Consider the following 24,521-nt stretch of genomic DNA (forward strand, 5'->3'; position numbering starts at 1 on the left):
AGCCTTTTATATTTTTAATTTTAACAGTTAAATATGGCAGCTACCATTCTTTTCTTTCATCATATTCATACTTATATGTCAGGTTCTTTTGATCACACTCACTTAATTCATTTTTGATTTTAATTAGCAATTCATCGTAGATTTTATCATAGTGAAAGTGAATTGCTTTTAAAACATATTTTTTATTGGAAGGTGGCCAATATCCTTTATTGATATAGGTATTATTTTTTTCTATGTACTGTAATATTTCTAATGCTTCTTTATTTTTATAAGCAGCAACTGCCCTTAAAAAAAATAACATTTCTTCAGTAATATTGAGTTTAGGGCTCAATTGATCCTTAACCTGCTTTTCAAAATACATTTTCAATAAAGGAAAGAATTTTTCATCAGGAAAGCGCTCTATACTTTTAAAGATAAAACTACCACAAGGATTACGATTGATACTTTTATTAAATAAGTTATATAAAAGGTCAACATCTTCTTTCTTTTTGAATTTACTCAGGGCAAAGGCTGCTCCCAATTGTATCCCACATTTTTCATTATTACCCTGAGCCCTATCTTTGATAAGCTTATAAAACTTCTCATCCGGATCAATATCCCGGATCATCTCATCTGAAACTTCAAGATAAGGATGTTCTAAAAGAACTTTCTCTACTAAAACCTTCTTTTGAATCGGAGACAACCCATTTTTGTCATGAGCTTTCAGAATCATCAGATCTGATACTGTAAAGCTTCCCCCAGCATCTTCATAATACTCCCAGGTAACTTTATCTTTATCATTAAGGTGATTAAGCAAAAGATCAAAATATTCGGTTTCTCCTCTATTGACAATTTCTCTATAAGAAATTACTCTCAACAGGGGTTTTTCAAAGTTCATTAATTTTATCAGCTCTTCCTTTGTCGCTTTCTTATTCAGTATATTTCTCGCTACAGTATCAGAAACCGGAACCTTTTTTTCCTTTGAAAGCCTTTGTAGATAAGGTCTCAACTCATCACGAAAATCATCAAGTTTACTTCTATTTTCATTTTTACAGGAAATAAAAACACAAAAAAAAATTAAAATCGATATAAATCTTATCATTTTCTAACAGGAGTCCTGAATTCACCATACCCCATTAACCCATCATAGTTTCTGCCAAAGGGAGCAAAATAAAGGAACGCCTGATAAAGGTTTTCTGTCTGCCAGAAATTACCGTTCACTTCACCAAAATCCAATGGTGCCTCTCCTTGCTTTGTGGCTAAAATATAGTTATAAAATCCTTGCTTCAGAAATAATTTAGCTACGTATTGTTTAGTTGCAGCATCATACTGCATCTGATTTTCTTTACTTGGTTTAAAACCATTAAACCCACCCAGAATGTAGATATCTTTATCTACAGGGTCAGATTCAAGATAAAAATGCACCCATGAATAATCTGCTTCTCTTTCAGCATCTCTTTCTCTTCCCAGATCATTTCTTCTGTAATACCAGGCCCCGTTTACGTCAGGTTGATATTGATAATTTAAAGGAAATGCCCATACCGGATGTAAATAGGTCTGATTCGTATCATCTTTTACTTCTACCGCACGAACCATATCGGCAGCAACAGTCATATTTTTATTATCGAAATAATAAAATTCATTATCTCCCGGAAAAGCAAGATTCATCTGCTGGAAAAGCAGTTGATTTCCCAAAACAGAACTTGGCTTCAGATTGGAAATAGTCATATTCGGGTTATTATTCTGCATCACATTCAAACTCATTGAGTTGACATTGGAAGAAAGATCACCCGCTTTCGGTAAAGCCTGTATTTCTAATCTCTGATTGATATTCGGATTCTTGGCATCTGCTATTCTCGAAACTTTAACTCCCAAGGTCGCCACATCTTCCACCAGATAAAAACGTCTCTTGAAAAGAGGTTTATCTGCAGAGTCTTTATAAACGATCAATTCAAAGTTTCCTGATATTTTCGGTTGAATTTTATCATTGGGAAAAGTCAGCTTATAATGGGTATAAGCCTGCAGTGTATTGAATGAATACTGAAACTTATCCAAAAGTGCATTCATAGTTCCATTGGCAAACTCCGTAAAAAACAGATTATCATCATTCCAGTTTCTGTCATAATGTTTGATGGTATACCGGTAGATCTCGCTACCATTGGTAAGATCATCAAAACTCAACACCAATTGTTCACCGAACTTAATGACCGGTGTTTCATCATTCGTCTGTGGATTAAATAACTGGATGCTTTGGATATTCTGTCCATACACCAGCCCACCTAAGGAAAGTAAGAGTATTCGCAAAGTTTTCATTATGACGAAGATAGCGAAAAATAGCCATTTTCTTAATAATATCGTATTTTTGAGTCAAAATATTAAGATTATGCTTCAGATTCAAGGCTTCGTATGCAACTTTGCAAGTGAAAACACCTATATACTTTATAACGAAAACAAAAATGCCTGGTTAATTGATCCAGGGAATATGAATGAGCAGGAAACCAAAGCCATTGATAACTTCATCAAAGAAAAAGAGCTGAACATTCAGAAAATTCTTTTAACGCATGCGCATATTGATCATGTTTTAGGACTGCAATGGGCATTTGATACCTTTAAAGTTCCGGTAAATATGCATCAGGAAGATCAGGAAGTTCTTGATATGCTTCAGGCAAGCGGATTGAGATTCGGATTCCCTGTTGATCCTGTACAAGTAGACATTGTATATCTTAACGAAGGAGACGAACTTGATCTGGACGGTGAAAAATTCAAAATTTACCATGTTCCGGGACATTCACCGGGAAGTGTGGTTTATCATAACGAAAATCAGAAATTCATGATCTCCGGCGATGTGCTTTTTGAAGGCAGTATCGGCAGAACAGATCTTTACAAAGGAAACTATGAGCAGCTGATTGACGGGATTAAAACAAAACTTTTCGTGCTGGATCCTGAAACACAGGTCTTCTCCGGTCATGGAAACCCTACTTCTATCGGTTTTGAGAAGCAGTATAATCCGTTTTTGAAGTAAAAAAATAAAATTCTCGGGTTACAGATTTGATTTTTAAGTTTCCTTGGCTTTAGAGATCAAACAATCATTACAGGTTGCTTATCCTAAAAATTCGAAAGTCAACAATAGGAAAGGCTAATATTTTCCAACAATCTAATAAAAATGAATTTTAAAATATTTGGTTTAATATTATCACTTATTATTCTCTGCAGTTGTGGTTTTGGAATAACAGAATGGAGAATCGATCAATTATATAAACAAAAGATTGAAGGAACTTCAAATGTCATCTATTATTTTAATGCATGGGGAGGCCGTGATTCAAACCGTAGTGGTTTTATAATCTTGGATTCAACAAAACATTTTCAGGTTGAAGTAGAAAATATTCTACCTATTTATCATTTATCACAAATTCCAAATCAAAATAACATCGAAGGAATAACTCACGAGTGCTATGGTACTTGCGGAGATCCTTATTACAAAAGTATTCCAATTTTCAAACCGATGAAAGTAAATATTTCGTCCGAAAATGGTATCAAATTAACAACTCGAACATATCAGTATAAAGGATACTCGGAACATGAGAGAGGACTAGAAAGATATGTTTTTGAAAAATTTAAAGAAACAAAAGATAGCTTATTCTTTTATAATTTAAACGATGTTGAAAGTATGAACGGAATACATCTCGATGAATTAAAAGTAAAAAAAGGGGAAATATATCTTTTATCAGATAAAAATGATAACATCAGAAAAATAATTGTTGATGATGTAACTTTAAATTCCAGAACCAATTCTATTGAAAAAATAAGACACGTAACTTTAACTTCTAAGAATAAAATTAGAAATAAAGATTTTTCAGAGAGAGGAATATTCCGAGAAATAAAAAATAAAAACCGTCAGGACTAAGTTCTGACGGTTTCGTGTTATAAAGAAATAGAGTTTAGAAATCTAAAGTGATTGAAGCTCTTGCAGCTGCTCCCATAATAGGTCTTGCCATTCTGATATTAGATCCTGATACGGTCTGAGATCTTGGATCCCCCTCTGTAATACCGATCGTATTAAAGATATTGGTTCCGTCTACAGCAAAACGGATTTTACCAAGCTGATAAGACATTCCTGCCCCAAATTCTGTGAATGAAGGCAGAATATTATCATCTGTATTCCCTTCATCCTGAAAACGTTTTCCATAATAATTCATACTTACATACGCTCTCCATTCTTTGGTAATATTTACCGCAGGAGCAATATTGAAATAGAACTTAGGAATTCTTCTTACTACATTTCCATCATAGTTGAAAGTACTGCCGTCAGCATTTCTTCCTGTAAAATCCTTATACTTAGGATTCTGAATGGTCCCATTGAAAGTAACTTCAAAAATATTGTTGAATAATCTGGTATACCCTTCAATTTCTACCCCAAGATTGGTCGTATTGGCAAATTTATTCTCTGAGGTTCCGTCTGAATAGACATCCGTAAACGAAAGATTTTTAAGCGCCGAATAAAAAGGAATTACTGCAATATCAAAAGTACGCGAATAGTACTTATATCCCACTTCCAATTGGTTCGTTAATACAGGTTTTACAAGATCCAGTTTCCCTATATTATTATAGTATGCTTCTTCATTCGGAGATCTGAAACCATGGGAAAAACGGGCATATACCGCATTTTCACGATTGATCTTATAATTGGAAGCCAAAGTATAAGAGACTTTATTAATATCATAATACCAATAGGTAAACTGATTCCCCAGAACATTCATGTTATCATCTGCTGTTGTAGTATTAAAGCCATGAGTTCCATCAACCGTTAAACCGGAATTATTAAGATTGGCCGTAGTGGTATTTACTTTATATCCTCTATAATAATCACGACTGTAACGGATCCCTCCATTAAAACTTAATGCATCAGTTACGTTATAATCTACATTTAAATAAAGATCATTCAGACTTCCCTGAATCTGTGAATCCCTAAGTAAAGTAGACATATCCGTAACACCATTATAGGTCTTAGAATATCCAGTACTGCTTGGGCTAAGGGACGGGTCTACCAAGTTCAAAAGTTCTGGTCTGTCTGTAGCAGTGGTCAGGATATTACTCCAGTTCCAGTATTGATGGGATTTCCAGTTTGATTTATAAAATCCGGCAGTTACATTTCCTTTATCAAATTTATAATTGAACTGTAAATCATTCACAAAATTATTCATCTTCTTATCAATAGCCCAGAAACCAAGCTTCTGTACATACTCAGGATTAACCACGGCTCCACTGCTTACCAATGAATACTGATAATTGGTCATTCCCAGGTCTTGGGCAAACTTAGCAGCATTTTTGGGTGCTCCGGCAGGGAAAATCCCTGTATAGTTCATATCAATATTGGTATATCTTGTTTTATTGATAACGCTGAAATTTCCGCCCAGGTCATATTTAAACTCAGCACCCAATACATCTACTTTCGGATGAATTCCATCTTCCAGATTTCTACTGAAGAAACCACCTCCGGCTTGTGGAATATTCAATTGACTTATCGCTCTGTAGCTGTAAGTTCCATAATTAGGATCAAAACCATTGAACCCTTTTAATTTATCTCCATCCTGCGTCAAAGGAATCGGAAGGAAGAATGTATTTCTGTCATCCAGTTTTTTATAATACACTTTCACATAGCCTTTATCAAAGACATACTTCAGGTTCATCCTGATCTGTCCGCCATTATTCGCTTTGAATCCTGTTTTTCTGATTCCGTCATCCGACCTGTAGAAACCGCCGATATTAAAGAATAATTTATCTTTCACCAAAGCTCCACCAATATTAAGATCTGTACGGATAAGACCATAAGTACTGGTTTCCAGCTTAGCAGTTCCTCTAAAATCATTGGTTCCTTCTCTCGTAATAAAGTTGATAAGTCCTCCTGGGGAATTATTGGCATAAATAGATCCGGAACCTCCTCTCAAAGCTTCTAATCTGCTTACGGAATTATCTACACGGAAAAAATTATCAGCATTAGCGAATTGAAGGGCTCCATCTTCAAAAACCGGAAGACCATCTTCCTGCACCTGCACAAATTCATAAGCTCCTGCGGAAGGAATACCTCTTGCAAAAAGGTTATTTCCCACTTCCCCACCTGAAGTTTCCACTGCAAACCCCGGGACTCTCTGTAGCAAAGCTGCGGCACTGATCGGATTCTGTTTTTGAATTTCTTTGGCACTAAATGTTGAAATAGCGGTACTGGATTCTATTTTTTTCTTGGGATTGGAATTCCCTGTAATCACAACCTGATCGATAGAAGAAACTTTTACAGAATCCTGTGGAGTTTCCTGTGCATATGCTTTATTGAAATACAATACAGCAGTTGCGGCGATTAAAAAGATTGATTTTTTTTTCATAGCCTTATTTTTATTGTTAGTTTCAGTTTTGTTGTAGTTTTAAATACACTCCATTCGTCCAACCGAATCCGTCCTGATTGGGGTATTCCCCGCCTCCTGCTATTGTTTCCGTATCTAATGCATTGTATTTTTCCATCAATTTTCCGGTGTTCTGATACACTCTTTCCACATTCGAACACCAGTTATTTTTTATCTGCTCAGCCGTTTCATTAAATCCATAATTTTTCATTGCCTTAAAGCCAAGCCATTGATAAGGAGCCCAGGCATTAGGTAAGTCCCACTGCTGCTCTGTTTTTTTAGTCGTAGTAACCAATCCTCCCGGGTATAAAAACTTTTCAAAAATAGTTTCTGCCACTGCTTCTGCCTGCTTCTGATCTGCAAGTCCCAGGAATAAAGGGTAAAGAGCAGCAATATGTTCAGACGATGTTTTTGTGTTTTTTTTAATATGATAGTCTCTGTAAATCTTCGTGCTTTCATCCCAGAAGTATTTATTAATCATATGTCTTCGCTTTGCTGCTCTTTCAGTAAAATAATTTTCTTTGTCTTTCAGATTCTGAAGCGCTGATGATGTTGCCAATGTGGTCTCTAAATGCCATAAAAGACAATTTAAATCTACCTGAGCAAGGTTCAATGTTTCTATAGTCTGAATATGTTCTCCGTCTGCAAGCCATCTGCTGGAAAAATCCCAGCCGGATTCACAGGCGCTTCTTATATTTCTGTAAAACTCTTCTCCTGAAGCACTCTCCTGATCTTCAATATCAATCAGATAACTTTCAGGACGAGGTTCATTTTCAGCATCATAATATCTATTTAAAATATCTCCATCCTGAGTTTTCACTACTCTTTTGATTCCTGTATTACTTTCTACTTCCTCTTCCCCACTCATCCAGAAAGCATATTCCTTCTCTAAAGTATCGTGATATTTTGAATAAATAGTTTCATCATTCTTTGTCTCCGCAACCAGTTGCAGCATCAAAGAAAAGTAAGGTGGCTGCGAGCGGCTCAAGAAATGAGTCCTGCTCGCATTGGGAACAAAACCAACATTTTGTATCAGATAAGAACAGTTCTCAACAATATTCTCCATCATTTCCACTCTGCCGGAAACCTGTAACCCAAGCATAATAAAATAGCTGTCCCAATAAAAAAATTCGTTGAAACGTCCACCGGGAACGATATAAGGTTTTGGTAATTTTAAAAGTGTTCCTTTTTCTTCGTAAGCTGTGCGTGTTAATTCATCCCAAAGCTTTTCTATATGCTGCTGAATGGGAAGATGATCTTCTCTTCGAACAGACACTTTAGCCCCCAGAAAATCAAAATGAGTCATCACAAAATTCTTCAGATCAAAGCCTGTAGAATTTTTCTCCTGCTCATATTTTGCATTGATCTCTGCAATCGGAAATAAAGGAACTGCATCGGTCATCATTTTTTGATCTTCAAAAATTTTCGACTTCTGTACGGCATCAAAAAGTACCTGGATTTCTTTGATATAAAGCTGATTACTCATTATTTTTTAGGATTAATTTTTAATTTATTCATGAAAATTGCTGAAGTTATCAACAAAGAAAGTGGAATCAGGGACAGGTAAAATGCCTGCTGCCCACTGAATTCCTGAAATACAAAGCCTGTAATAATTGAACCTATTGTTCCTCCAATTGCTGAAAAAACTACGATTAAACCAGACATTGCACTGTGTAAATATTTGGGAATAGAAGCCAGAATCACTGAATTGATACTCGGATAAATCGGAGCCAGTAATCCTCCCATTAATGGAAATAAATACACAACAAGTGGGGCATTCAGCCAGTTTGTACCTGCATCAATATGAGTATTATGAGTTAATGGAAGCACTAAAATTAAACTTACCGCAAAACCAATAACGCAGAATGATACCACATAAATCCAGCTGATTTTTCTGGAAAAGAAACCGGATAAAAACCTTCCCAACGCAAAAGCTCCTGCCAAAACTGCTCCTGCCTGAATACTCATAGACGTTGGAACTTTTAAAATTTCTTTATAAAAAGTGGGGGTCCATGTCTGGAAACTCTGCTCTACCAATACAAAAAGGAATGCACATAGTAAAAAGAACAGTACTTTTTTATAACTGAATAAGCTTACACTATTTTTTAAGTCACCTAATAGGTCCGTTTTCTCACTTGTCGCCTCTTTTTCATTCAGTTTTGAAAAGAATAAAAATAAAAATGACAGAGATGAGAGTATTCCTAATACCCAATACACATTCAACCAATGGGTAGATTTTGGATTATGATCATCAATATATAAACTGAATAAAACATTTCCTGCCAGTACTCCAATCATAAAAAAGCCTTCCAGAAACCCCATAAAACTTGAATGCTCCTTATCCGTTTCAGTTACCAAACCTATAGAGGTAAAAACAGAAATTTTAATAAGTGCAAAAGAAACTCCTACAATGGCAAATAATACTTTGAATACCCAAAATTCATTGATAAATGGCATCACAAAACACATTCCACTCACCAAAAACAATGCAATCAGCATAGAATTCTTAATCCCGATTTTAGGAAGAAATGAAGCAAGAATGAATGAACAGATCGCAATCGGAAGATCTTTAAATCCTTCCAATACACTCGCAGATGATTTTGAAATTCCAAAATTTTGCTGAACCTGCAAAATAACAGTTCCCACAGAATTCAGAAGAATTGCGAAAACAAAATAGTTCAAAAACAAAACCGCCTTGATGTTGATGTTTTTCATTCAGGTTATTTCTTTGCGGCTAAGATAGAAGCATTTCTGTTCACAATAATTTAACACAATAAATCAATATTTGAACAATATTAATATAATTAGTATTTTTAGTGATTAAATATGATTAATTAAATGAAAGTTACTTTCGAAAGAGTAATTCCCAATGAAAAAAGCTCGTTCCGCACGATTCATAATAACTCCCCTATTTCGGAATTCAAATGGGAATACCATTATCATCCCGAAATTGAACTGGTATGTGTTATTTCTGGGAGTGGAACCCGTCACGTTGGCTATCATAAAAGCAATTATACCCATGGAGATCTCGTTCTGATTGGTTCTAATATTCCACATTCAGGATTTGGCTTGAATTCTATTGATCCACATGAAGAAATTGTACTTCAGTTCAAGGAGGAAATTCTCCAGTTTCCCCAACAGGAAGTAGAAGCAAGATCCATCAAAAATTTATTGGAACTTTCAAAATATGGTATTCATTTTCATCATAAAGTAAAAAAAGCCATGCTTCCGAAGCTCAGACTTATACTTGAATCGGAAGGTTATAAAAGATATTTGCTGCTTCTGGAAATTCTTTTTGAACTGTCCAAGTGCAAAGATTATGACCTTTTGAATAAAGAAATCATGCCTTATACCATTATTTCAAAGAATAAAACACGCCTTGAAAATATCTTCACTTATGTAGAACATCATTACGATAAGGAAATTAATATTGAAGATGTAGCAAAACTAGCTAATCTTACCTTACCTGCTTTTTGTAATTTCTTTAAAAAAGCAACCCAGATTACTTTTACAGAATTTGTGAACCGTTATCGGATCAATAAAGCCTGCCTGCTGATGGCTCAGGATAAATCTATTTCAGAATCCAGCTACAGTTGTGGTTTCAATAATGTGACTTATTTTAACAGGATGTTTAAAAAGTACACAGGGAAAACGCCTTCAGAATTCATTAAAGATTATGCCCATAATAAGGTGAGTGTGTGATCCCCCCCAGATCTCACGAATTTCACAGACTTCTTAATGCTATAAAATCATAATAGAATTAAACAGCATTAAGAAGTCTGCAATCTCCTAAATCTGTGGGAAATATTTCATGGACTTCAATCCTTGTCAAGGTTTATAACCTTGACAAGGATAGCTAAAACTCAGCATCAAAATCAAGCATTATTGATAAGGAAGATTTCTAGCTTTACACTCTGATATTGTGGATAACTTTTTCAACAGATTCACACAGATGTTTACGTATAAAATACCTTAATGAAAAATCTGCGTAATCATCTGAATCATTGAGAAAAATAATCTATAGAGACCTGAAAATTTATAGAAACAAAAAAAGCTGCTCTAAAAAAGAACAGCCTATATTATTACAAATAAGAACCTAAAACAGGAACTATTTCCATTTAATATTACATCCCATACTTGGTCTCTGAATTTCCTCCTGTGCTTCTCCAGCTAAAAGATTTTCAAAAGCTATGATAAGATCTTCTCCGGTAATATCTTTATTGTTCCCTGGTCTTGAATCATCCATCTGACCTCTGTATACAAGATCTAATTTATCATCAAAGAAATAGAAATCAGGAGTACACGCAGCATCGTAAGCTCTGGCAATAGTCTGGCTCTCATCAAATAAATAAGGGAAATCAAAATTTCTTTCGATTTGGAATTCAATCATTTTTTCAGGAGAATCATCTGGATATTTTTCAACATTATTAGCATTGATCGCGATGAATTCAATTCCTTTTTCATTGTAATCTTCATACAATTCATTGATTTTATCAATTGCGTGAAGAACAAACGGACAATGGTTGCACATGAAGATCACCAGTGTTCCTTTTTCTCCTTTCAGCTCTTCTAAAGACTGAAGTTCATTCGTTTTTGACGGGTTTGGAAGCTCAAAAAACGGAGCTTTTGTACCTAATGCCAACATATTTGAGGGAGTATTCATATCCTTTTTCTTTAGTTTCACAAAGATAGAAATTTCTTTGGTTATATGGTAAGGAAGATCGTGCCTGGAACACGGAAGTTATTTTTCCCAATATATTTATTGAGCAAAACTATATACTCTATTAATTTTTACAATAATTTTAAAATTACACACTTAAACTACTTCCAGTACCCATTCTTCTAACTTCCAGCCTATTTTAAATTCTTTCTTTTTCCATGAAAATCAAAATAATGTTTGGAAGATACCTTTAAAAGTTTGTAGTTTTGCTAACACTGTTAGAAAAGAATATCATGGGCTTACATGAACGTCGTCAAAGAGAAAAAGAATCCATCCGTGCAAGTATTTTGCAGGCTGCATTCACTTTGGCTAAGTCTGAGGGCTGGGCATCACTTTCCATGCGTAAAATAGCAGACGCTATTGAATACAGCGCACCGGTGGTGTATGATTATTTCGAAAATAAGGATGCTATTTTATTTGAAATTTCATTAGATGGCTTCCATAAATTACACATAGAACTATTAAAGGCACAACAACAATATAGCACTCCGGAAGAGCAACTTCTAGCTCTTGTAGATGCCTATTGGGCCTTTGCTTTTAATAATAAGGAATATTACCAACTTATGTTTGGTCTGGGAATGCAATGTTGTGGAAAAGGACAGATGAAAAAAGAATTTTCTTCATTCCAGGAGCTTATTTACGAATGTACTTATAACATTATTGAGAAAAACGGGTCAAATACAGATAATGCATGTCATATGTCTCATGCCTTATTTTCAGCGGTTCATGGAATGATTTCTATTATGATGATGCGTACAGGAGATATTCCGTCTACTATGAATAAATCGACTTTGGATGAAACAGTTTCGTCCTTTATTAAGTCTTTATAATATTTTTTTGGACTAAAAATTAACGCCGTTAGGAAAATTAACACTGAATTAATATCATTCACAGTTGATTCCTGATACAAATAAAAAACTATTTATGTAAAACTCTACTTTATTCAGCTGATAAAGGTACTTATTTTTTCTTTTATAATTAACACCGTTAGTAAAATTAACATCAGTTACACCTCACTCTTTATATACTTAAATACATTAAAAACATTTTTCAATTATGGAAACAATCGATCTCATCGGACATTAAAAATTCTGTAATTTTTTTTGAACAAATTATTAACACTGTTAGGAAAAAAAACAGCATTTATTAAAAAGAAAACATTACTTCAATCTAACACTTTATTAAAAAATTAAATTAACAATGAACATACCTGGAAAAACAAGGTTTATTGTACTTATTTCAAGTATAATTCTTTTACAGAGCTGCACCAAGGCTGCGGAAGGATCCAATACTGCCCCACCAGCTCCAGAACTTCCGGTTTATACCGTTATCACCTCTCCTGCTACCACATATCAGGAATTCCCAACTGCTTTAGAAGGGAAAAATAATGTGGAAATCAGATCACAGGTTGATGGATATCTTGATAGAATTTATGTAGAGGAAGGTGCTTATGTAAGAGCCGGACAGCCTTTATTTAAAATAGATTCAAGAAGTTATGGCGAGCAGATGAATATGGCTCAGGCCAATCTCCAGGCTGCCAACGCCAATATACAAAAGGCAAAAGTAGAAGTTGACAGACTTCAGCCATTGGTTGCTGCAAAAGTGGTTTCTGATGTACAGCTTAAAACAGCAAAAGCCAATTATGAAGCAGCTGTTGCGGCCGCATCACAAGCCAGAGCATCTGTTGGAAGCGCAAAAATAAATATAGGATTTACAACCATTACAGCACCGGTAAGCGGATATATAGGAAGAATCCCTTTCAAAAAAGGAAGTCTAATCTCAAGAACTGATCCTAATCCATTGACTTTATTATCAGACATCAGTGAAATTTACGCCTACTTCTCTCTAAGTGAACTGGATTTTATTGCATTCCAGAATAAATATCCGGGAGCCACTTTGGAAGAAAAACTGAAAAACATGCCAATGGTAGATTTGGTTATTGCTGACAACAGTACCTATCCTGAAAAAGGAAGATTGAGTATTGTAGACGGACAGTTTGATAAAACAACAGGAGCCATCAGTGTACGTGCTGTTTTCCCTAATGCTAACGGATCTTTGAGAACCGGAAATACAGGAAGAGTACGTATGCCACAACTGATTTCAAATGCAGTGGTAATTCCTCAGGAATCTACTTTCGAAATTCAGGATAAAACGTATGTCTATGTAATGGGCAAAGATCAAAAGGTAATAGGAAAACCTATCAAAATCTCAGGAAAAACAGACAGTTATTACTTTATTTCTGAAGGGCTTTCACCGGGAGAAAAAATTGTCTACACCGGAATCGGAAACTTAAAAGATGGTGCTTCTGTTAGACCTAAAGCTATTTCCTCAGACAGTTTATTGAGAGTAAAACCTTTGTAATTATTCTGAAACGGAAGACTTAAAAAAATAAACTTCTTATGTTAAAACAATTTATAGAAAGACCGGTACTTTCAACGGTCATCTCCATAATACTCTTATTATTGGGAGCCTTGTCTCTCTTTAATTTGCCCATTGCCCTGTTTCCGGATATTGCACCACCAAGTGTTCAGGTAACGGCTTTTTATCCGGGAGCGAATGCTGAAGTAGTAGCACGTTCTGTAGCAACCCCCATTGAGGAAGCTGTAAACGGAGTGGAAAATATGACCTATATGACTTCCAACTCCAGTAATGACGGAACGATGACGCTGAGCGTTTTCTTTAAGCAGGGATCTGATCCTGATAATGCTGCGGTAAACGTTCAGAACCGGGTATCAAAAGCGATGAGTCAGCTTCCTCAGGAAGTGATACAAGCCGGAATTTCTACTCAGAAAGTTCAGAACAGTATGATCATGTTTATGGGATTATCCAGTGATGATCCGAAACAATATGATGAACTCTTTTTACAAAACTATCTCAAAATCAATGTAATTCCACAGATTCAGCGTATTCCAGGGGTTGCCCAGGCTCAGGTTTTCGGAACAAGAGACTATTCCATGAGAATCTGGCTAAAACCGGATCGATTAGCTGCTAACAATCTTTCCCCACAGGAAGTTCTGAATGCCATCAAAGATCATAACCTTGAAGCAGCTCCAGGACGTTTAGGGCAAGGAAGTAAGGAAACTTATGAATATATCCTTAAATATAAAGGAAAGCTAAATAAAGGCGAAGATTACGAAAGCATTGCCATTAAAGCAAATAGTGATGGTTCATTCTTAAGATTAAAAGATGTTGCAAGAGTAGAATTTGGTTCTTATACCTATACCGCTACAAACAGAGTAGATGGAAAACCCGTTGCCGGATTTGCCATTTTACAGACTGCCGGCTCTAATGCCAATGAAATCTTGACTGAGATTGAAAAACAGGTAGATCAGTTCAGTACGACACTGCCTAAAGGAGTGAAACCGATTATTATGTATAATTCCAAGGATTTCCTTGATGCATCTATCCACCAGGTGGTTGAAACATTAGTAATTGCTTTCGTTTTGGTATTTATTGTAGTATTTATTTTCCTTCAGGATTTCAGATCTACCTTAATTCCAGCCATTGCGGTACCAGTTGCCATTATCGGAACCTTCTTCTTTCTGCAGTTATTTGGGTTCAGTATCAACATGCTTACATTATTCGCATTGGTACTCGCCATAGGTATTGTAGTAGATGATGCCATTGTAGTTGTGGAAGCCGTCCATTCTAAAATGGAACATACAGGAATGCAAGTTGAGCAGGCAACTGTAAACTCTATGAGCGAAATTTCCGGAGCTATTATTTCCATTACGTTGGTGATGTGTGCAGTATTTATTCCGGTAGGCTTTATGCAGGGACCTGCAGGAGTTTTCTACAGACAATTCGCGTTCACGTTAGTAATTGCAATCCTGATCTCAGCAGTCAATGCATTGACATTAAGCCCAGCTTTATGTGCAATGTTTTTAAATGATCCTCAGGGAGAACATGGTGAGCATGGTCACAAAAAAGGGTTTGGAGCAAGATTTTTCAATGCATTCAATGCAAGCTTCAACAATATGACCAAAAAATATATTTACAGCCTTAAGTTTTTAATTAAAAACAAATGGGTTTCCATCGGAGGTCTTGTTTTAATTACAGCAGCGAGTATTTTCATGATTAAAAAAGCACCCTCAGGATTTATTCCAACGGAAGACCAGGGATTTGTACTGTATGCTGTGAATACTCCTCCGGGAAGTTCACTGGAAAGAACAAACAGAGCGACTGAACAGATTGATAAAATCATCAAAGGAGAAAAAGCCACCAATCATCTTTGGGTAGCCGATGGAATGAACTTTATCAGTAATGCCAACGCTTCTCCTTATTCTGCAGGTTTTATCAAACTTAAAGATTATGATCAACGTGGAGACATGAAAGATCCGGATCAGATTGCTGCTGCGTTAACAGGAAAAGTAAGCCAGGTTAAGGATGCTAATGCTTTCTTCTTCAACTTCCCAACCATTCAGGGATTTGGTAACGTTTCCGGTTTTGAATTTATGTTGCAGGATAAAACCAACGGTTCTTTTGAGCAATTGGGAACAACCACGCAGCAGTTCATTGGTGAACTAATGAAACGTCCGGAAATTGCCTTTGCATTTACAACTTATGCAGCGGGAAATCCACAATACACCATTGATGTAGACACAGACAAAGCCAATCAGCTAGGAGTTTCTATAACAGAATTAATGCAGACGATGCAGATTTATTATGGAAGTAGCTTTGTTTCGGATTTCAACAGATTCGGAAAATATTACAGGGTAATGGCTCAGGCAGATATTCCTTATCGTACAGATATTAATTCTTTGGAAGGAATCTACGTGAAAAACAAATTGGGAGAAATGGTTCCTGCTAAAACACTGGTAACCTTAAAAAGAACCTTTGGACCGGAAACCGTAACCAGAAACAACCTTTTCAACGCGGTAACCATTAATGGAACTCCGAAACCTGGATACAGTACCGGAGATGCCATCAAAGCTGTAGAAGAAGTGGCCAAACAATCTCTTCCGAGAGGTTATGGATATGAATGGACCGGAATTACCCGTGAAGAGATCAAAACAGGAGGACAAACAACTTTCATTTTCTTATTAAGTATCTTATTTGTGTACTTCCTGTTAGCCGCTCAATACGAAAGTTATATTCTTCCGTTTGCCATTATCTTAACCATTCCAACCGGAATATTCGGGGTATTTGCTTTCACAGGACTGGCAGGAATTGATAACAATATCTACGTTCAGGTTGGGCTAATCATGCTGGTCGGATTATTGGCAAAAAATGCCATCCTTATTGTAGAATTTGCCGTACAAAGAAGAAAAGCAGGAAGATCATTGATTGAATCAGCACTTCAAGCTTCAAGATTACGTTTAAGACCAATCCTAATGACTTCTTTTGCCTTTATTGTGGGGATGTTACCATTAGTTTGGACGCAGGGAGCTTCTGCAAAAGGAAACCACTCTATTGGATACAGTACCGTAGGTGGAATGCTTACAGGAGTGATATTCGGAATTTTCATTATCCCAGTGATGTATGTTGTCTTCCAATATCTGCATGAAAAAATGCCAAGCAGAAAAAAGAAAAGACTTCAGAAAAAACAGATGGAAGAAGAACTTTTAGCTTCCACTATTAATTAAAAATAGGGATTTATAAACCACAAAAGGCACAAAAGATTTCAAACAATTATGTGATTTTAAGTTAAAAGTATACTGCATAAGAAGTCCACATAAATTTTTGAAAATCGTTGATTTTCTCATCCGAAAGCATCTGTGTAAATCTGTGTCATCTGTGGTAAAATAAAATTATACAAACTATTGAGGAATAGGAAAACTTTTAACACCAAGCCATTTAAGGTGATAAAAGCTGAACATAGAAAATAACATACAAGTTTTAAAAACTTTTGATTTTCCATATCAACATGGATGTAAATCTATGATCAAAATATTCCTCAAAGTTTTCTACTTCATTAAAGTTTATTAAACAAAAACTATGAAAAGAATAAAAAATATTATATTAACATTCGCCATAGCTTTAGGATCTGTTTCGTGTGTGTCAAAACTGGCATACACGGAGCCGGACCTTCCGTTACCGGAAAAATTCCAGTACACTGCTACAGCTGATACTGCAAGCATTGCCAATCTGGAATGGAAACAGTTTTTCAGCGATCCTATTTTACAGGAACTGATTGAAAAAGGAATTAAAAACAATTATGACCTTCAGATTGCCTTAAAACAGGTAGCCTCTTCACAGGAAAAACTGAAACAGGCAAAATATATGCAATATCCGGATGTTGGTTTCGGAGTAGCTGCACAGATTTCCAGACCATCTAAAAATAGTATGAATGGTCAGAGCATGAATTTATTTTTAGGCCAAAATCATGTTGAAGATTATAATGCCGCATTCAATCTTTCATGGGAAGCTGATATCTGGGGAAAAATAAAAAACCAACAGGAAGTTTCCAGAATGCAGTATCTGCAGACCTATGAAGGTTCGAAAGCAATTCAAACCCAAGTGGTAGCTGCTATTGCACAGGGATATTATAATCTGTTGATGCTGGATAAGCAGCTTACAATTGCAAAGTCCAATTTGGAGTTAACCAGCAATACTCTATTGATTACACAAAAAATGTGGGAAAGTGGTGACACAACCTCTTTAGGAGTTCAGCAGGCTACAGCTCAAAAGCAAGCCACGGAACTTCTGATTTCCCAATTAGAACAGAATATCGCTATTCAGGAAAATGCATTGAGTATTTTGGTTGGGGAAACTCCTAATAAAGTTAACAGAACCCTTGAGATGTCTGATACTTCCCTGCCTCAAAATATCACAGCAGGGCTTCCGGCAGCTATGGTAAGCCGCAGACCTGATGTACGCCAGCAGGAGCTTGTTTTGCTGGAATCCAATGCCATGGTAGGAATTGCTCAGGCCAATATGTATCCTGCACTAAAGATTACGGCCAATGGAGGTGTCAATTCATTCAAATTTGATAACTGGTTTCAGATTCCGGCATCATTATTTGGGTCTGTTTTAGGAGGGATTACCCAGCCTATTTTTCAGAAAAGACAATTGAAAACTGATTTCGAGGTAGCTAAAATTCAAAGAGAGAAAAATGTACTGGCATTCCGTCAGTCTGTATTGAATGCTGTAGGTGAAGTTTCCGATGCTTTGGTATCTAATGAGAATTTAAAAGTTCAGGAACAGAAAGCAGCAGAACAATCCACAACATTGAAAGATGGAATTAAAAGTGCACAGCTTCTTTACAGAGGAGGTTCAGCCAATTATCTTGAAGTGATTACCGCCCAGGGAAATTCACTTCAGGCCGAGTTGAATCTTGCTTCCATTAAAAGACAGAGATTAAGCAGCATTGTAGATTTATACAGAGCGCTGGGCGGCGGTTGGAAGTAGTAAATTAAATTATATTGTTTGAATGCGGTTCTTTATAGGACCGCATTTTTTGTTATTTAAAAAAATAAATTATTTCTTTTCATTCATCTAATTTTCATTACTTTATACAAAAAGTAACACACCTAATCTATCCAAAATTAGTCATATATGAATGATACAATTTTTTACAAAATTCAAAATGCTTACATGCTTCCCTATGAAAAAGTAATTGATAAAGAATTTATGGATTTATATGATAAAACGAATGAAATCATTGCTTCATCAAGAATTTACTTTGTTTGTAGATTAAGATCAAAAGGATTCCTCTTTAACCGATTTTCAAAACCAGAAGTTTTATATGTAGGCGAAACATTTGATAAAGAAAACCGATTTTATCGGCATGAAAAAATATTAAAAGCAACAACTCTCAAAGAACCCAAAGATAAACTTGTAGTATATTTTTTACATATTCGTTTTTCTTATTTGGGATTAAATACATTTTATAATAATCCAATGGAGATTTTTAATGAAATAAAAGACCTAAACAGTAAAACTTCAGTCAGACTACTTGAAAGGCTATATATTAAACTTTTTAATCCCATTTTAAACGAGAGCCACAATGACAACAATGTTATTGAAGATAATTTAGTTCAAAAAAAATTAATTGACAATTCCATTCATTATGTAAATTTAGATATTGGAATGAATGAATCATTATTCAATTTTACTGGTGGAAAAAGAGCTGAAAAACACGATATTTATACCTTTAATTTAACAAATAATGAAATGACTTTTGGCCATCCTTTATTGGAGTTATTATAATTATCTAAACCATTAAGATAATTTAAAAAATCAGTTTCATTAAGAATAGTTTTTAAAATATTCTTCCTTAAAGTGAGGGTTATCTTAGCCTGCTTGCCACATTAATAAACCTTAACGTTCAAAAAATCAATTCTGAAATTTATCTGTAATCCAAAGAATCAAAGCATTATAATTCTCCTGAGAATATCCTATTTGTAAATAATGAATATCATCTGCCTTTCTATACCATGTCAATTGGCGTTTAGCATATCTTCGGCTATTTTTTTTAATTTCAGAAACGGCAAAATCAAAATCCCATTCGCCATCAAAATATTTGAATAGTTCAGCATAGCCAACTGTATTCAGAGCTGTCAATCCTTTGAATCTCTCTAAACCTTTCACCTCATCCAAAAGGCCTTTTTCCATCATAATATCAACCCTGCGATTGATTCTGTCGTACAACTCTTCTCTTGGAGCTTCAATTCCTATTCTTATCACGTTGAAATCTCTGGAATCCTGGGAAACAGCAATCTGTTCAGAATATTTTTTATCAGTTTGCCAGATCACATCAATGGCACGTAAAAGTCTTCGGTGATTGTGAATATCCACTACTTCAAAATACTCAGGATCTAACTCTTTTAAAATTTGCTGAAGCTTTTCAACACCCTCCTCTTCCATAAGTTTCTGAAGCTTTTCCTGATTTTCAACATCAGCTTCAGGCAGATCATTCAGCCCTTCAATCACAGCTTTTTCATACATCATACTTCCACCGACCAAAATTACAGTGTCATGATTTTGAAAAAGTTCATTAAGTTTTTTCAGAGCATCTTCTTCATATTGCCCGATAGAATAGTATTCTTCTACTGAAAGATTTCCTATAAAATGATGAGGTGCTTCAGCCAATTCTTCTTCAGAGGGGGCTGCGGTTCCTATTTTCATTTCCTTGAAAAACTGCCGGGAATCACAGGAAATAATCTCGGTATTGAAATGTTTTGCCAGATCAATTGCCAGTTTTGTTTTGCCTATTCCGGTGGGCCCTACTACAGAAATCAGATTTTTCATCAGTTCACATTCATTATTTTATCAGTAAAATAGAATCTTTTACAGATTTCACTGTGCTAATTTAAATGTTTATCTTTGTAGAACAATAAAAAACTATGATTTTATCAATGACTGGCTTCGGTAGAGCCGAAGGTGTTTTTGAAGGAAAAAAAATAACAATAGATATTAAATCACTGAACAGCAAGAGCTTTGATTTAAATATCAAAATTCCTTTACGTTACAAAGAAAAAGAATTTGAGATCAGAAAAATTCTTAACGATAGAATTATCCGTGGAAAAGTTGACTGCTATGTCAATCTTGAAAACCTTGAAGAATCTAATGATGTAAAAATCAATAAAGGTTTAATTGATTCTTACATCAATGAACTTAAAAATATTGCATCAGACGGTCCTGATTTCGAATACCTGAAAATGGCAGTAAGGCTTCCGGATGCCATCTCCTCAAGGCCTGATGAACTGACAGAAGGTGAATGGGAAGCATTAGCGAAAATCGTTCATGCTGCAGTTGATAGATTTGAAGAGTTCAGAAAAACTGAAGGCGGTATTTTACATGAAGAATTAAACAGAAATATTCAGAATATTGAACAGTATCTGGGGGAAGTGATTCCTTTTGAAGAAGAAAGAATCGTAAGTGTAAAAGAACGTTATCAAAAGAGTCTGAAAGAATTCGAAAATGTAGATGAAACCCGTTTCTACCAGGAAATGGCTTATTTTACGGAAAAACTGGATATTTCAGAAGAAAAAGTAAGACTTACTCAGCATTTGAAATATTACAAGGAAGTAATGGACAATGAATCTTTCAACGGTAAAAAACTTGGCTTTATTTCTCAGGAAATCGGAAGAGAGATCAATACATTAGGTTCCAAGGCCAATCATGCTGAAATTCAGAAACTGGTAGTGATGATGAAGGATGATTTGGAGAAAATTAAAGAACAAACATTAAACGTATTATAGACCATAGACCTATAGACAAGGGATGGTGAGATTCTGTCTCATATCTCCAATCTAAAAATCTCTAATCTAAATGGATAAAGTAATTATATTTTCAGCACCGTCTGGAAGCGGAAAAACTACATTGGTAAAGCATTCCCTGGAAACTTTCCCGGAACTGGAATTTTCAATCTCATGTACTACGAGACAACCTAGAGGAAGTGAAGTACATGCTGTGGACTATCATTTTTTATCGCCTGATGAATTCAGACAGAAAATTTCAGAAGATGCTTTTGTAGAATATGAAGAAGTATACACTGATAAATATTACGGAACTTTAAAATCTGAAGTGGAAAAGATCTGGAATCAGGGAAAAGTTGTTATTTTTGATGTAGACGTAAAAGGAGGAATTTCCCTGAAAAAATACTTCGGAGAAAAGGCTTTATCTATTTTTATAGAACCGCCTTCCATTGAAGAACTGGAACGAAGATTGATTTCAAGAAATACGGATGATGCTGAAACCATTAAAACCCGCGTGGAAAAGGCTGAAGAAGAAATGTCTTATGCCAGCGAATTTGACAGGATCGTCATCAATTCCGATCTTGATGAAGCTAAAAAAGAAATAGAAAGTTTAATAAAAAGTTTTATCAATAATTAATGGCTGGAAGATGGAGGTCAGAAGATGTAAGTAATATGCTTTCATCAAAATCTAACTTCTCATTTCTAACCTCTAACTTCTGATAATAAAAAACATTGACGTTGATATGAGTACCGAAACATTAGAAAAAGCTAAATCTGCGATTCCTGTAAAAGGATTCCTGGATATAAAAGATATTGCGATTCCTCAGGGAGAAGACTTGGTAAAGGCCATTCTGAAACTTAAGGAAGAGAAAAATGCTGTCATCCTTGCCCATTATTATCAACCGGGAGAAATTCAGGATATTGCTGATTTCCTTGGAGATTCTTTGCAGTTGGCAAGACAGGCAAAAGAAACCAATGCTGATATGATTGTATTCTGCGGAGTACATTTCATGGCTGAAGCCGCAAAAATTCTTAACCCAACTAAAAAAGTAGTTCTTCCTGATACCATGGCCGGATGCTCTCTGGCAGACGGATGTTCAGGAGAAGGATTGAGAAAAATGCGTGAGCAACATCCTGATGCTTTAATTGCCACATACATTAACTGTAATGCTGAAACTAAGGCTGAAAGTGATATCATCGTAACAAGCTCCAATGCTGAAACAGTGATTGAAGCCCTACCAAAAGACAGACCTATCATTTTTGCACCAGACAAAAATCTGGGAAGATATCTATCTAAAAAGACAGGTCGTGATATGATCCTTTGGGACGGAAGCTGCATAGTACATGAAGCATTTTCAATGGAAAGAATTGCAAAACAACTTGCAGACAATCCGGATGCAAAAATGATTGCACACCCGGAAAGTGAAGAAGCTGTTCTAAAATTAGCCCACTTCATTGGTTCTACTTCTGCCCTATTGAACTATGTAGAAAAAGACGATTGTCAGACATTCATCATTGCAACAGAAGAAGGAATTCTTCACGAAATGAGAAAACGTGCACCACACAAGGAATTGATTCCTGCATTGGTTTTTGACGAGAGTTGTAACTGTTCAGAATGTTTTTACATGAAACGTAACACCATGGAAAAACTGTATTTATGTATGAAATACGAGCTTCCTGAGATCCTTATCGACGAAGAATTAAGGTTAAAAGCATTGAAGCCGATCGAGGCAATGCTTGACCTTTCCAAAAGCATAAAGTAAACAAAAGAGGCTGTCTCAAAAGTGAGATAGCCTCTTTTTTATTTCAAAACTCCTTAGAGGTTCTTTAAGATACTCCACCATCCATGCAATCACTGCTGACAATCACACACATTTTACAATAAGTGGGAAGTGCTTGGTAAGTAGCGCACGAATAATCATTAGGTCCATTTCCAAAAGTAGCATTTTGTGGACACCCACCGCATCTTGATGGACCTGCTCCGTGCAATTCTTCTAGTGCTTTTCTGTTTAATTTCTTTAGATTTTTCATAGTAGTTTAATTTTTGATGTTAATATACTTATTTGCTATAATAGTCCGAATAATCCGGGCCGTAGCAATCTGCACTTACGTCTACACAGTTTCTGCAATTCGGAGATAATGCCCAATAGCTCCAGCAACTATTCGTGTACTCAGGCCCATCACCATAATTCCCGCCTGTAGGACAACCACTACATCCCTGCTGTTCCTTACCTTTGATATCTTTCAGTTTTGTTCTTGATAGTTTTTTCATGTTTAAGTTTATTATTAATTAGTATTTTAAAAAAAATATTATAATTATTTCTATTACCTATCTCCAAAACAGTAAATACTTACTCCTACACAGTTTCTGTTTCTGCAATAATCAGGTAGTGTAAAATAATTTTCACATGTTCCACCATATTCTGGCCCCGGTCCATACATAATATGGCTAGGACATCCGTTACAAATAGATGCATTGGCCCCTTCAATACTTTTAAGACTGAATCTTGATAATTTTTTCATACTATAAAAATTTTGAATGATTGTAATCTGATTCAAGTTACAGCATTGGAGCATAACATTTCCCACCCGGCTTTAGCCAACATCCCCATTTACCTCCTCCCATAAAACATACAAGCTGCTCACTGCCACAAGCATCAATTTGAATTTGTGTTGCACCACCACTGATACTTTTCTTTTGCTCTCGTGTTAATTTTTTAATTGTTTTCATAATGTTTTAATTTTAAAATAATAAGTAGAAAATACTGTTGTATAATAATTTTATTCTATTAAAAAAGATTAATAAGGCCCAAAGCATTCACTGCTTACAATTACCCTTCCTTTACAACATTCAGGTAAGCTATTAAAGTTATCACATGATCTTACATCATTTGGACCATAAGGCCCCACAGGACAAGTTTCATAACAATCACCAGGTCCTCCTCCATTAATTGATTTTAAATTTTCTCTCTTAATTTTTTTTGAATTTTTCATAGAATTTTTATTTTAGTTAATCTCATAAATATAAGATTTTTAATTAATTACACCAAATATTTCTCAACAAAAGGATTTATCATTTTATTTGTATTAAAAGTTGGCCATTCCAAAATAATTTGTACATTTGTTTTGTTACAATGAATTTTTCAAGAAACATATCTGATATTTCTATCCTGAAGTCACCCATTTCAGGAGTATCTGCTGTTTCCACATTCACAACTACAACAACTACCCCATAAAGGGGTAAATTTTCACATATTATTCCAGTACCCTGTACTCTTTTATAAA

Annotated in this window: 23 protein-coding genes; 11 read left to right on the forward strand and 12 right to left on the reverse strand. The window is 35.3% G+C overall.

Annotated features, from left to right (window positions below):
* Nucleotides 1-40: 40 nt before the first annotated feature.
* Both WH267_RS11830 and WH267_RS11835 read right to left on the reverse strand, forming a co-directional pair.
* Nucleotides 41-1,081 carry a hypothetical protein gene (locus tag WH267_RS11830; RefSeq protein ID WP_340008429.1) on the reverse strand — a complete coding sequence of 347 codons (1,041 nt, stop codon included), beginning with the start codon at nucleotides 1,079-1,081 and terminating at the stop codon, nucleotides 41-43.
* Entirely contained in the window at nucleotides 1,078-2,292 is a 1,215-nt protein-coding gene (locus tag WH267_RS11835) for a type IX secretion system plug protein (RefSeq protein ID WP_115973665.1), read from the reverse strand. Before WH267_RS11835 ends, WH267_RS11830 begins: the two co-directional genes overlap by 4 nt.
* A gap of 70 nt (nucleotides 2,293-2,362) precedes the next feature.
* Here WH267_RS11835 and WH267_RS11840 point away from each other — a divergent pair, with 70 nt between their 5' ends.
* Both WH267_RS11840 and WH267_RS11845 read left to right on the forward strand, forming a co-directional pair.
* The gene (locus WH267_RS11840; RefSeq protein ID WP_340008433.1) at nucleotides 2,363-3,001 is read left to right on the forward strand and encodes an MBL fold metallo-hydrolase; all 639 of its coding nucleotides are present in this window, start codon (nucleotides 2,363-2,365) and stop codon (nucleotides 2,999-3,001) included.
* Between the two features lie 141 nt (nucleotides 3,002-3,142).
* Nucleotides 3,143-3,883, forward strand: a complete 741-nt coding sequence (locus WH267_RS11845; RefSeq protein WP_340008435.1) for a hypothetical protein — start codon at nucleotides 3,143-3,145, stop codon at nucleotides 3,881-3,883.
* Nucleotides 3,884-3,917: 34 nt separating this feature from the next.
* Here WH267_RS11845 and WH267_RS11850 read toward each other — a convergent pair whose 3' ends face one another.
* The 3 genes from WH267_RS11850 to WH267_RS11860 are packed head-to-tail and all read right to left on the reverse strand — an operon-like array spanning nucleotide 3,918 to nucleotide 9,089.
* A complete protein-coding gene (locus WH267_RS11850) occupies nucleotides 3,918-6,356 on the reverse strand; it encodes a TonB-dependent receptor (RefSeq protein ID WP_340008437.1) in 2,439 nt (812 codons plus the stop codon).
* A 22-nt stretch (nucleotides 6,357-6,378) separates the two neighbouring features.
* Complete coding sequence (locus WH267_RS11855; protein ID WP_340008439.1) at nucleotides 6,379-7,860, reverse strand: trehalase family glycosidase; 1,482 nt, start codon at nucleotides 7,858-7,860, stop codon at nucleotides 6,379-6,381.
* Entirely contained in the window at nucleotides 7,860-9,089 is a 1,230-nt protein-coding gene (locus WH267_RS11860) for an MFS transporter (protein ID WP_115973660.1), read from the reverse strand. Before WH267_RS11860 ends, WH267_RS11855 begins: the two co-directional genes overlap by 1 nt.
* A 123-nt stretch (nucleotides 9,090-9,212) precedes the next feature.
* Between WH267_RS11860 and WH267_RS11865 the strand changes: the two genes are divergently transcribed.
* The gene (locus WH267_RS11865; RefSeq protein ID WP_340008441.1) at nucleotides 9,213-10,076 is read left to right on the forward strand and encodes an AraC family transcriptional regulator; all 864 of its coding nucleotides are present in this window, start codon (nucleotides 9,213-9,215) and stop codon (nucleotides 10,074-10,076) included.
* 406 nt (nucleotides 10,077-10,482) lie between these two features.
* Here WH267_RS11865 and WH267_RS11870 read toward each other — a convergent pair whose 3' ends face one another.
* Nucleotides 10,483-11,037: a thioredoxin family protein gene (locus tag WH267_RS11870; RefSeq protein ID WP_115973658.1), complete on the reverse strand. Its 555-nt coding sequence runs from the start codon at nucleotides 11,035-11,037 to the stop codon at nucleotides 10,483-10,485.
* Between the two features lie 290 nt (nucleotides 11,038-11,327).
* On the opposite strand from WH267_RS11870, the gene WH267_RS11875 reads away from it, so the two are divergent.
* The 5 genes from WH267_RS11875 (at nucleotide 11,328) to WH267_RS11895 (ending at nucleotide 19,245) form a co-directional block, all read left to right on the forward strand.
* Nucleotides 11,328-11,924 carry a TetR/AcrR family transcriptional regulator gene (locus WH267_RS11875; RefSeq protein WP_340008444.1) on the forward strand — a complete coding sequence of 199 codons (597 nt, stop codon included), beginning with the start codon at nucleotides 11,328-11,330 and terminating at the stop codon, nucleotides 11,922-11,924.
* A 370-nt stretch (nucleotides 11,925-12,294) separates the two neighbouring features.
* A complete protein-coding gene (locus tag WH267_RS11880; protein ID WP_340008445.1) occupies nucleotides 12,295-13,455 on the forward strand; it encodes an efflux RND transporter periplasmic adaptor subunit in 1,161 nt (386 codons plus the stop codon).
* Nucleotides 13,456-13,493: 38 nt separating this feature from the next.
* A complete protein-coding gene (locus WH267_RS11885) occupies nucleotides 13,494-16,679 on the forward strand; it encodes an efflux RND transporter permease subunit (RefSeq protein ID WP_340008447.1) in 3,186 nt (1,061 codons plus the stop codon).
* 352 nt (nucleotides 16,680-17,031) lie between these two features.
* Nucleotides 17,032-18,444, forward strand: coding sequence for an efflux transporter outer membrane subunit (locus tag WH267_RS11890; RefSeq protein ID WP_123320686.1), 1,413 nt, complete (start codon nucleotides 17,032-17,034; stop codon nucleotides 18,442-18,444).
* A gap of 147 nt (nucleotides 18,445-18,591) precedes the next feature.
* Entirely contained in the window at nucleotides 18,592-19,245 is a 654-nt protein-coding gene (locus WH267_RS11895; protein WP_340008449.1) for a hypothetical protein, read from the forward strand.
* 126 nt (nucleotides 19,246-19,371) lie between these two features.
* Here the strand turns inward: WH267_RS11895 and miaA are convergent, their stop codons facing one another.
* Nucleotides 19,372-20,286: a tRNA (adenosine(37)-N6)-dimethylallyltransferase MiaA gene (miaA, locus tag WH267_RS11900; protein WP_340008451.1), complete on the reverse strand. Its 915-nt coding sequence runs from the start codon at nucleotides 20,284-20,286 to the stop codon at nucleotides 19,372-19,374.
* A gap of 95 nt (nucleotides 20,287-20,381) precedes the next feature.
* Here miaA and WH267_RS11905 point away from each other — a divergent pair, with 95 nt between their 5' ends.
* The 3 genes from WH267_RS11905 (at nucleotide 20,382) to nadA (ending at nucleotide 22,999) form a co-directional block, all read left to right on the forward strand.
* On the forward strand, nucleotides 20,382-21,239 hold the full coding sequence (locus WH267_RS11905; protein WP_340008453.1) for a YicC family protein: 858 nt from the start codon (nucleotides 20,382-20,384) through the stop codon (nucleotides 21,237-21,239).
* Nucleotides 21,240-21,309: 70 nt separating this feature from the next.
* Nucleotides 21,310-21,873: a guanylate kinase gene (gmk, locus tag WH267_RS11910; protein ID WP_115973650.1), complete on the forward strand. Its 564-nt coding sequence runs from the start codon at nucleotides 21,310-21,312 to the stop codon at nucleotides 21,871-21,873.
* A 106-nt stretch (nucleotides 21,874-21,979) separates the two neighbouring features.
* Complete coding sequence (gene nadA, locus WH267_RS11915) at nucleotides 21,980-22,999, forward strand: quinolinate synthase NadA (protein ID WP_340008456.1); 1,020 nt, start codon at nucleotides 21,980-21,982, stop codon at nucleotides 22,997-22,999.
* A 64-nt stretch (nucleotides 23,000-23,063) separates the two neighbouring features.
* Here nadA and WH267_RS25165 read toward each other — a convergent pair whose 3' ends face one another.
* The 5 genes from WH267_RS25165 to WH267_RS11935 form a co-directional block, all read right to left on the reverse strand.
* Nucleotides 23,064-23,267, reverse strand: a complete 204-nt coding sequence (locus WH267_RS25165; protein ID WP_123947439.1) for a bacteriocin-like protein — start codon at nucleotides 23,265-23,267, stop codon at nucleotides 23,064-23,066.
* A gap of 28 nt (nucleotides 23,268-23,295) precedes the next feature.
* Nucleotides 23,296-23,508 carry a hypothetical protein gene (locus WH267_RS11920; RefSeq protein WP_340008458.1) on the reverse strand — a complete coding sequence of 71 codons (213 nt, stop codon included), beginning with the start codon at nucleotides 23,506-23,508 and terminating at the stop codon, nucleotides 23,296-23,298.
* 53 nt (nucleotides 23,509-23,561) lie between these two features.
* On the reverse strand, nucleotides 23,562-23,759 hold the full coding sequence (locus WH267_RS11925; RefSeq protein WP_123947438.1) for a hypothetical protein: 198 nt from the start codon (nucleotides 23,757-23,759) through the stop codon (nucleotides 23,562-23,564).
* A gap of 37 nt (nucleotides 23,760-23,796) precedes the next feature.
* Nucleotides 23,797-23,967 carry a bacteriocin-like protein gene (locus tag WH267_RS11930; protein ID WP_165852318.1) on the reverse strand — a complete coding sequence of 57 codons (171 nt, stop codon included), beginning with the start codon at nucleotides 23,965-23,967 and terminating at the stop codon, nucleotides 23,797-23,799.
* A gap of 68 nt (nucleotides 23,968-24,035) precedes the next feature.
* Nucleotides 24,036-24,230, reverse strand: a complete 195-nt coding sequence (locus WH267_RS11935; RefSeq protein ID WP_115973647.1) for a bacteriocin-like protein — start codon at nucleotides 24,228-24,230, stop codon at nucleotides 24,036-24,038.
* Nucleotides 24,231-24,521 lie beyond the last annotated feature (291 nt).

It is taken from the genome of Chryseobacterium sp. MYb328 (assembly GCF_037572595.1).
Taxonomy (GTDB): Bacteria; Bacteroidota; Bacteroidia; order Flavobacteriales; family Weeksellaceae; genus Chryseobacterium; species Chryseobacterium pennae.

Bases quoted from the DNA above. Each gene is read 5' to 3' on its own strand.
- WH267_RS11935 (WP_115973647.1), bottom strand. From the start codon at position 24,230: ATGAAAAATTCAAAAAAAATTAAGAGAGAAAATTTAAAATCAATTAAT.
- WH267_RS11925 (WP_123947438.1), bottom strand. From the start codon at position 23,759: ATGAAAAAATTATCAAGATTCAGTCTTAAAAGTATTGAAGGGGCCAAT.
- WH267_RS11835 (WP_115973665.1), bottom strand. From the start codon at position 2,292: ATGAAAACTTTGCGAATACTCTTACTTTCCTTAGGTGGGCTGGTGTAT.
- WH267_RS11870 (WP_115973658.1), bottom strand. From the start codon at position 11,037: ATGAATACTCCCTCAAATATGTTGGCATTAGGTACAAAAGCTCCGTTT.
- WH267_RS11860 (WP_115973660.1), bottom strand. From the start codon at position 9,089: ATGAAAAACATCAACATCAAGGCGGTTTTGTTTTTGAACTATTTTGTT.
- WH267_RS11880 (WP_340008445.1), top strand. From the start codon at position 12,295: ATGAACATACCTGGAAAAACAAGGTTTATTGTACTTATTTCAAGTATA.
- nadA (WP_340008456.1), top strand. From the start codon at position 21,980: ATGAGTACCGAAACATTAGAAAAAGCTAAATCTGCGATTCCTGTAAAA.
- WH267_RS11930 (WP_165852318.1), bottom strand. From the start codon at position 23,967: ATGAAAACAATTAAAAAATTAACACGAGAGCAAAAGAAAAGTATCAGT.
- WH267_RS11895 (WP_340008449.1), top strand. From the start codon at position 18,592: ATGAATGATACAATTTTTTACAAAATTCAAAATGCTTACATGCTTCCC.
- gmk (WP_115973650.1), top strand. From the start codon at position 21,310: ATGGATAAAGTAATTATATTTTCAGCACCGTCTGGAAGCGGAAAAACT.
- WH267_RS25165 (WP_123947439.1), bottom strand. From the start codon at position 23,267: ATGAAAAATCTAAAGAAATTAAACAGAAAAGCACTAGAAGAATTGCAC.
- WH267_RS11855 (WP_340008439.1), bottom strand. From the start codon at position 7,860: ATGAGTAATCAGCTTTATATCAAAGAAATCCAGGTACTTTTTGATGCC.
- WH267_RS11840 (WP_340008433.1), top strand. From the start codon at position 2,363: ATGCTTCAGATTCAAGGCTTCGTATGCAACTTTGCAAGTGAAAACACC.
- WH267_RS11890 (WP_123320686.1), top strand. From the start codon at position 17,032: ATGAAAAGAATAAAAAATATTATATTAACATTCGCCATAGCTTTAGGA.
- WH267_RS11875 (WP_340008444.1), top strand. From the start codon at position 11,328: ATGGGCTTACATGAACGTCGTCAAAGAGAAAAAGAATCCATCCGTGCA.
- WH267_RS11830 (WP_340008429.1), bottom strand. From the start codon at position 1,081: ATGATAAGATTTATATCGATTTTAATTTTTTTTTGTGTTTTTATTTCC.
- WH267_RS11845 (WP_340008435.1), top strand. From the start codon at position 3,143: ATGAATTTTAAAATATTTGGTTTAATATTATCACTTATTATTCTCTGC.
- WH267_RS11865 (WP_340008441.1), top strand. From the start codon at position 9,213: ATGAAAGTTACTTTCGAAAGAGTAATTCCCAATGAAAAAAGCTCGTTC.
- WH267_RS11920 (WP_340008458.1), bottom strand. From the start codon at position 23,508: ATGAAAAAACTATCAAGAACAAAACTGAAAGATATCAAAGGTAAGGAA.
- WH267_RS11885 (WP_340008447.1), top strand. From the start codon at position 13,494: ATGTTAAAACAATTTATAGAAAGACCGGTACTTTCAACGGTCATCTCC.
- miaA (WP_340008451.1), bottom strand. From the start codon at position 20,286: ATGAAAAATCTGATTTCTGTAGTAGGGCCCACCGGAATAGGCAAAACA.
- WH267_RS11905 (WP_340008453.1), top strand. From the start codon at position 20,382: ATGATTTTATCAATGACTGGCTTCGGTAGAGCCGAAGGTGTTTTTGAA.
- WH267_RS11850 (WP_340008437.1), bottom strand. From the start codon at position 6,356: ATGAAAAAAAAATCAATCTTTTTAATCGCCGCAACTGCTGTATTGTAT.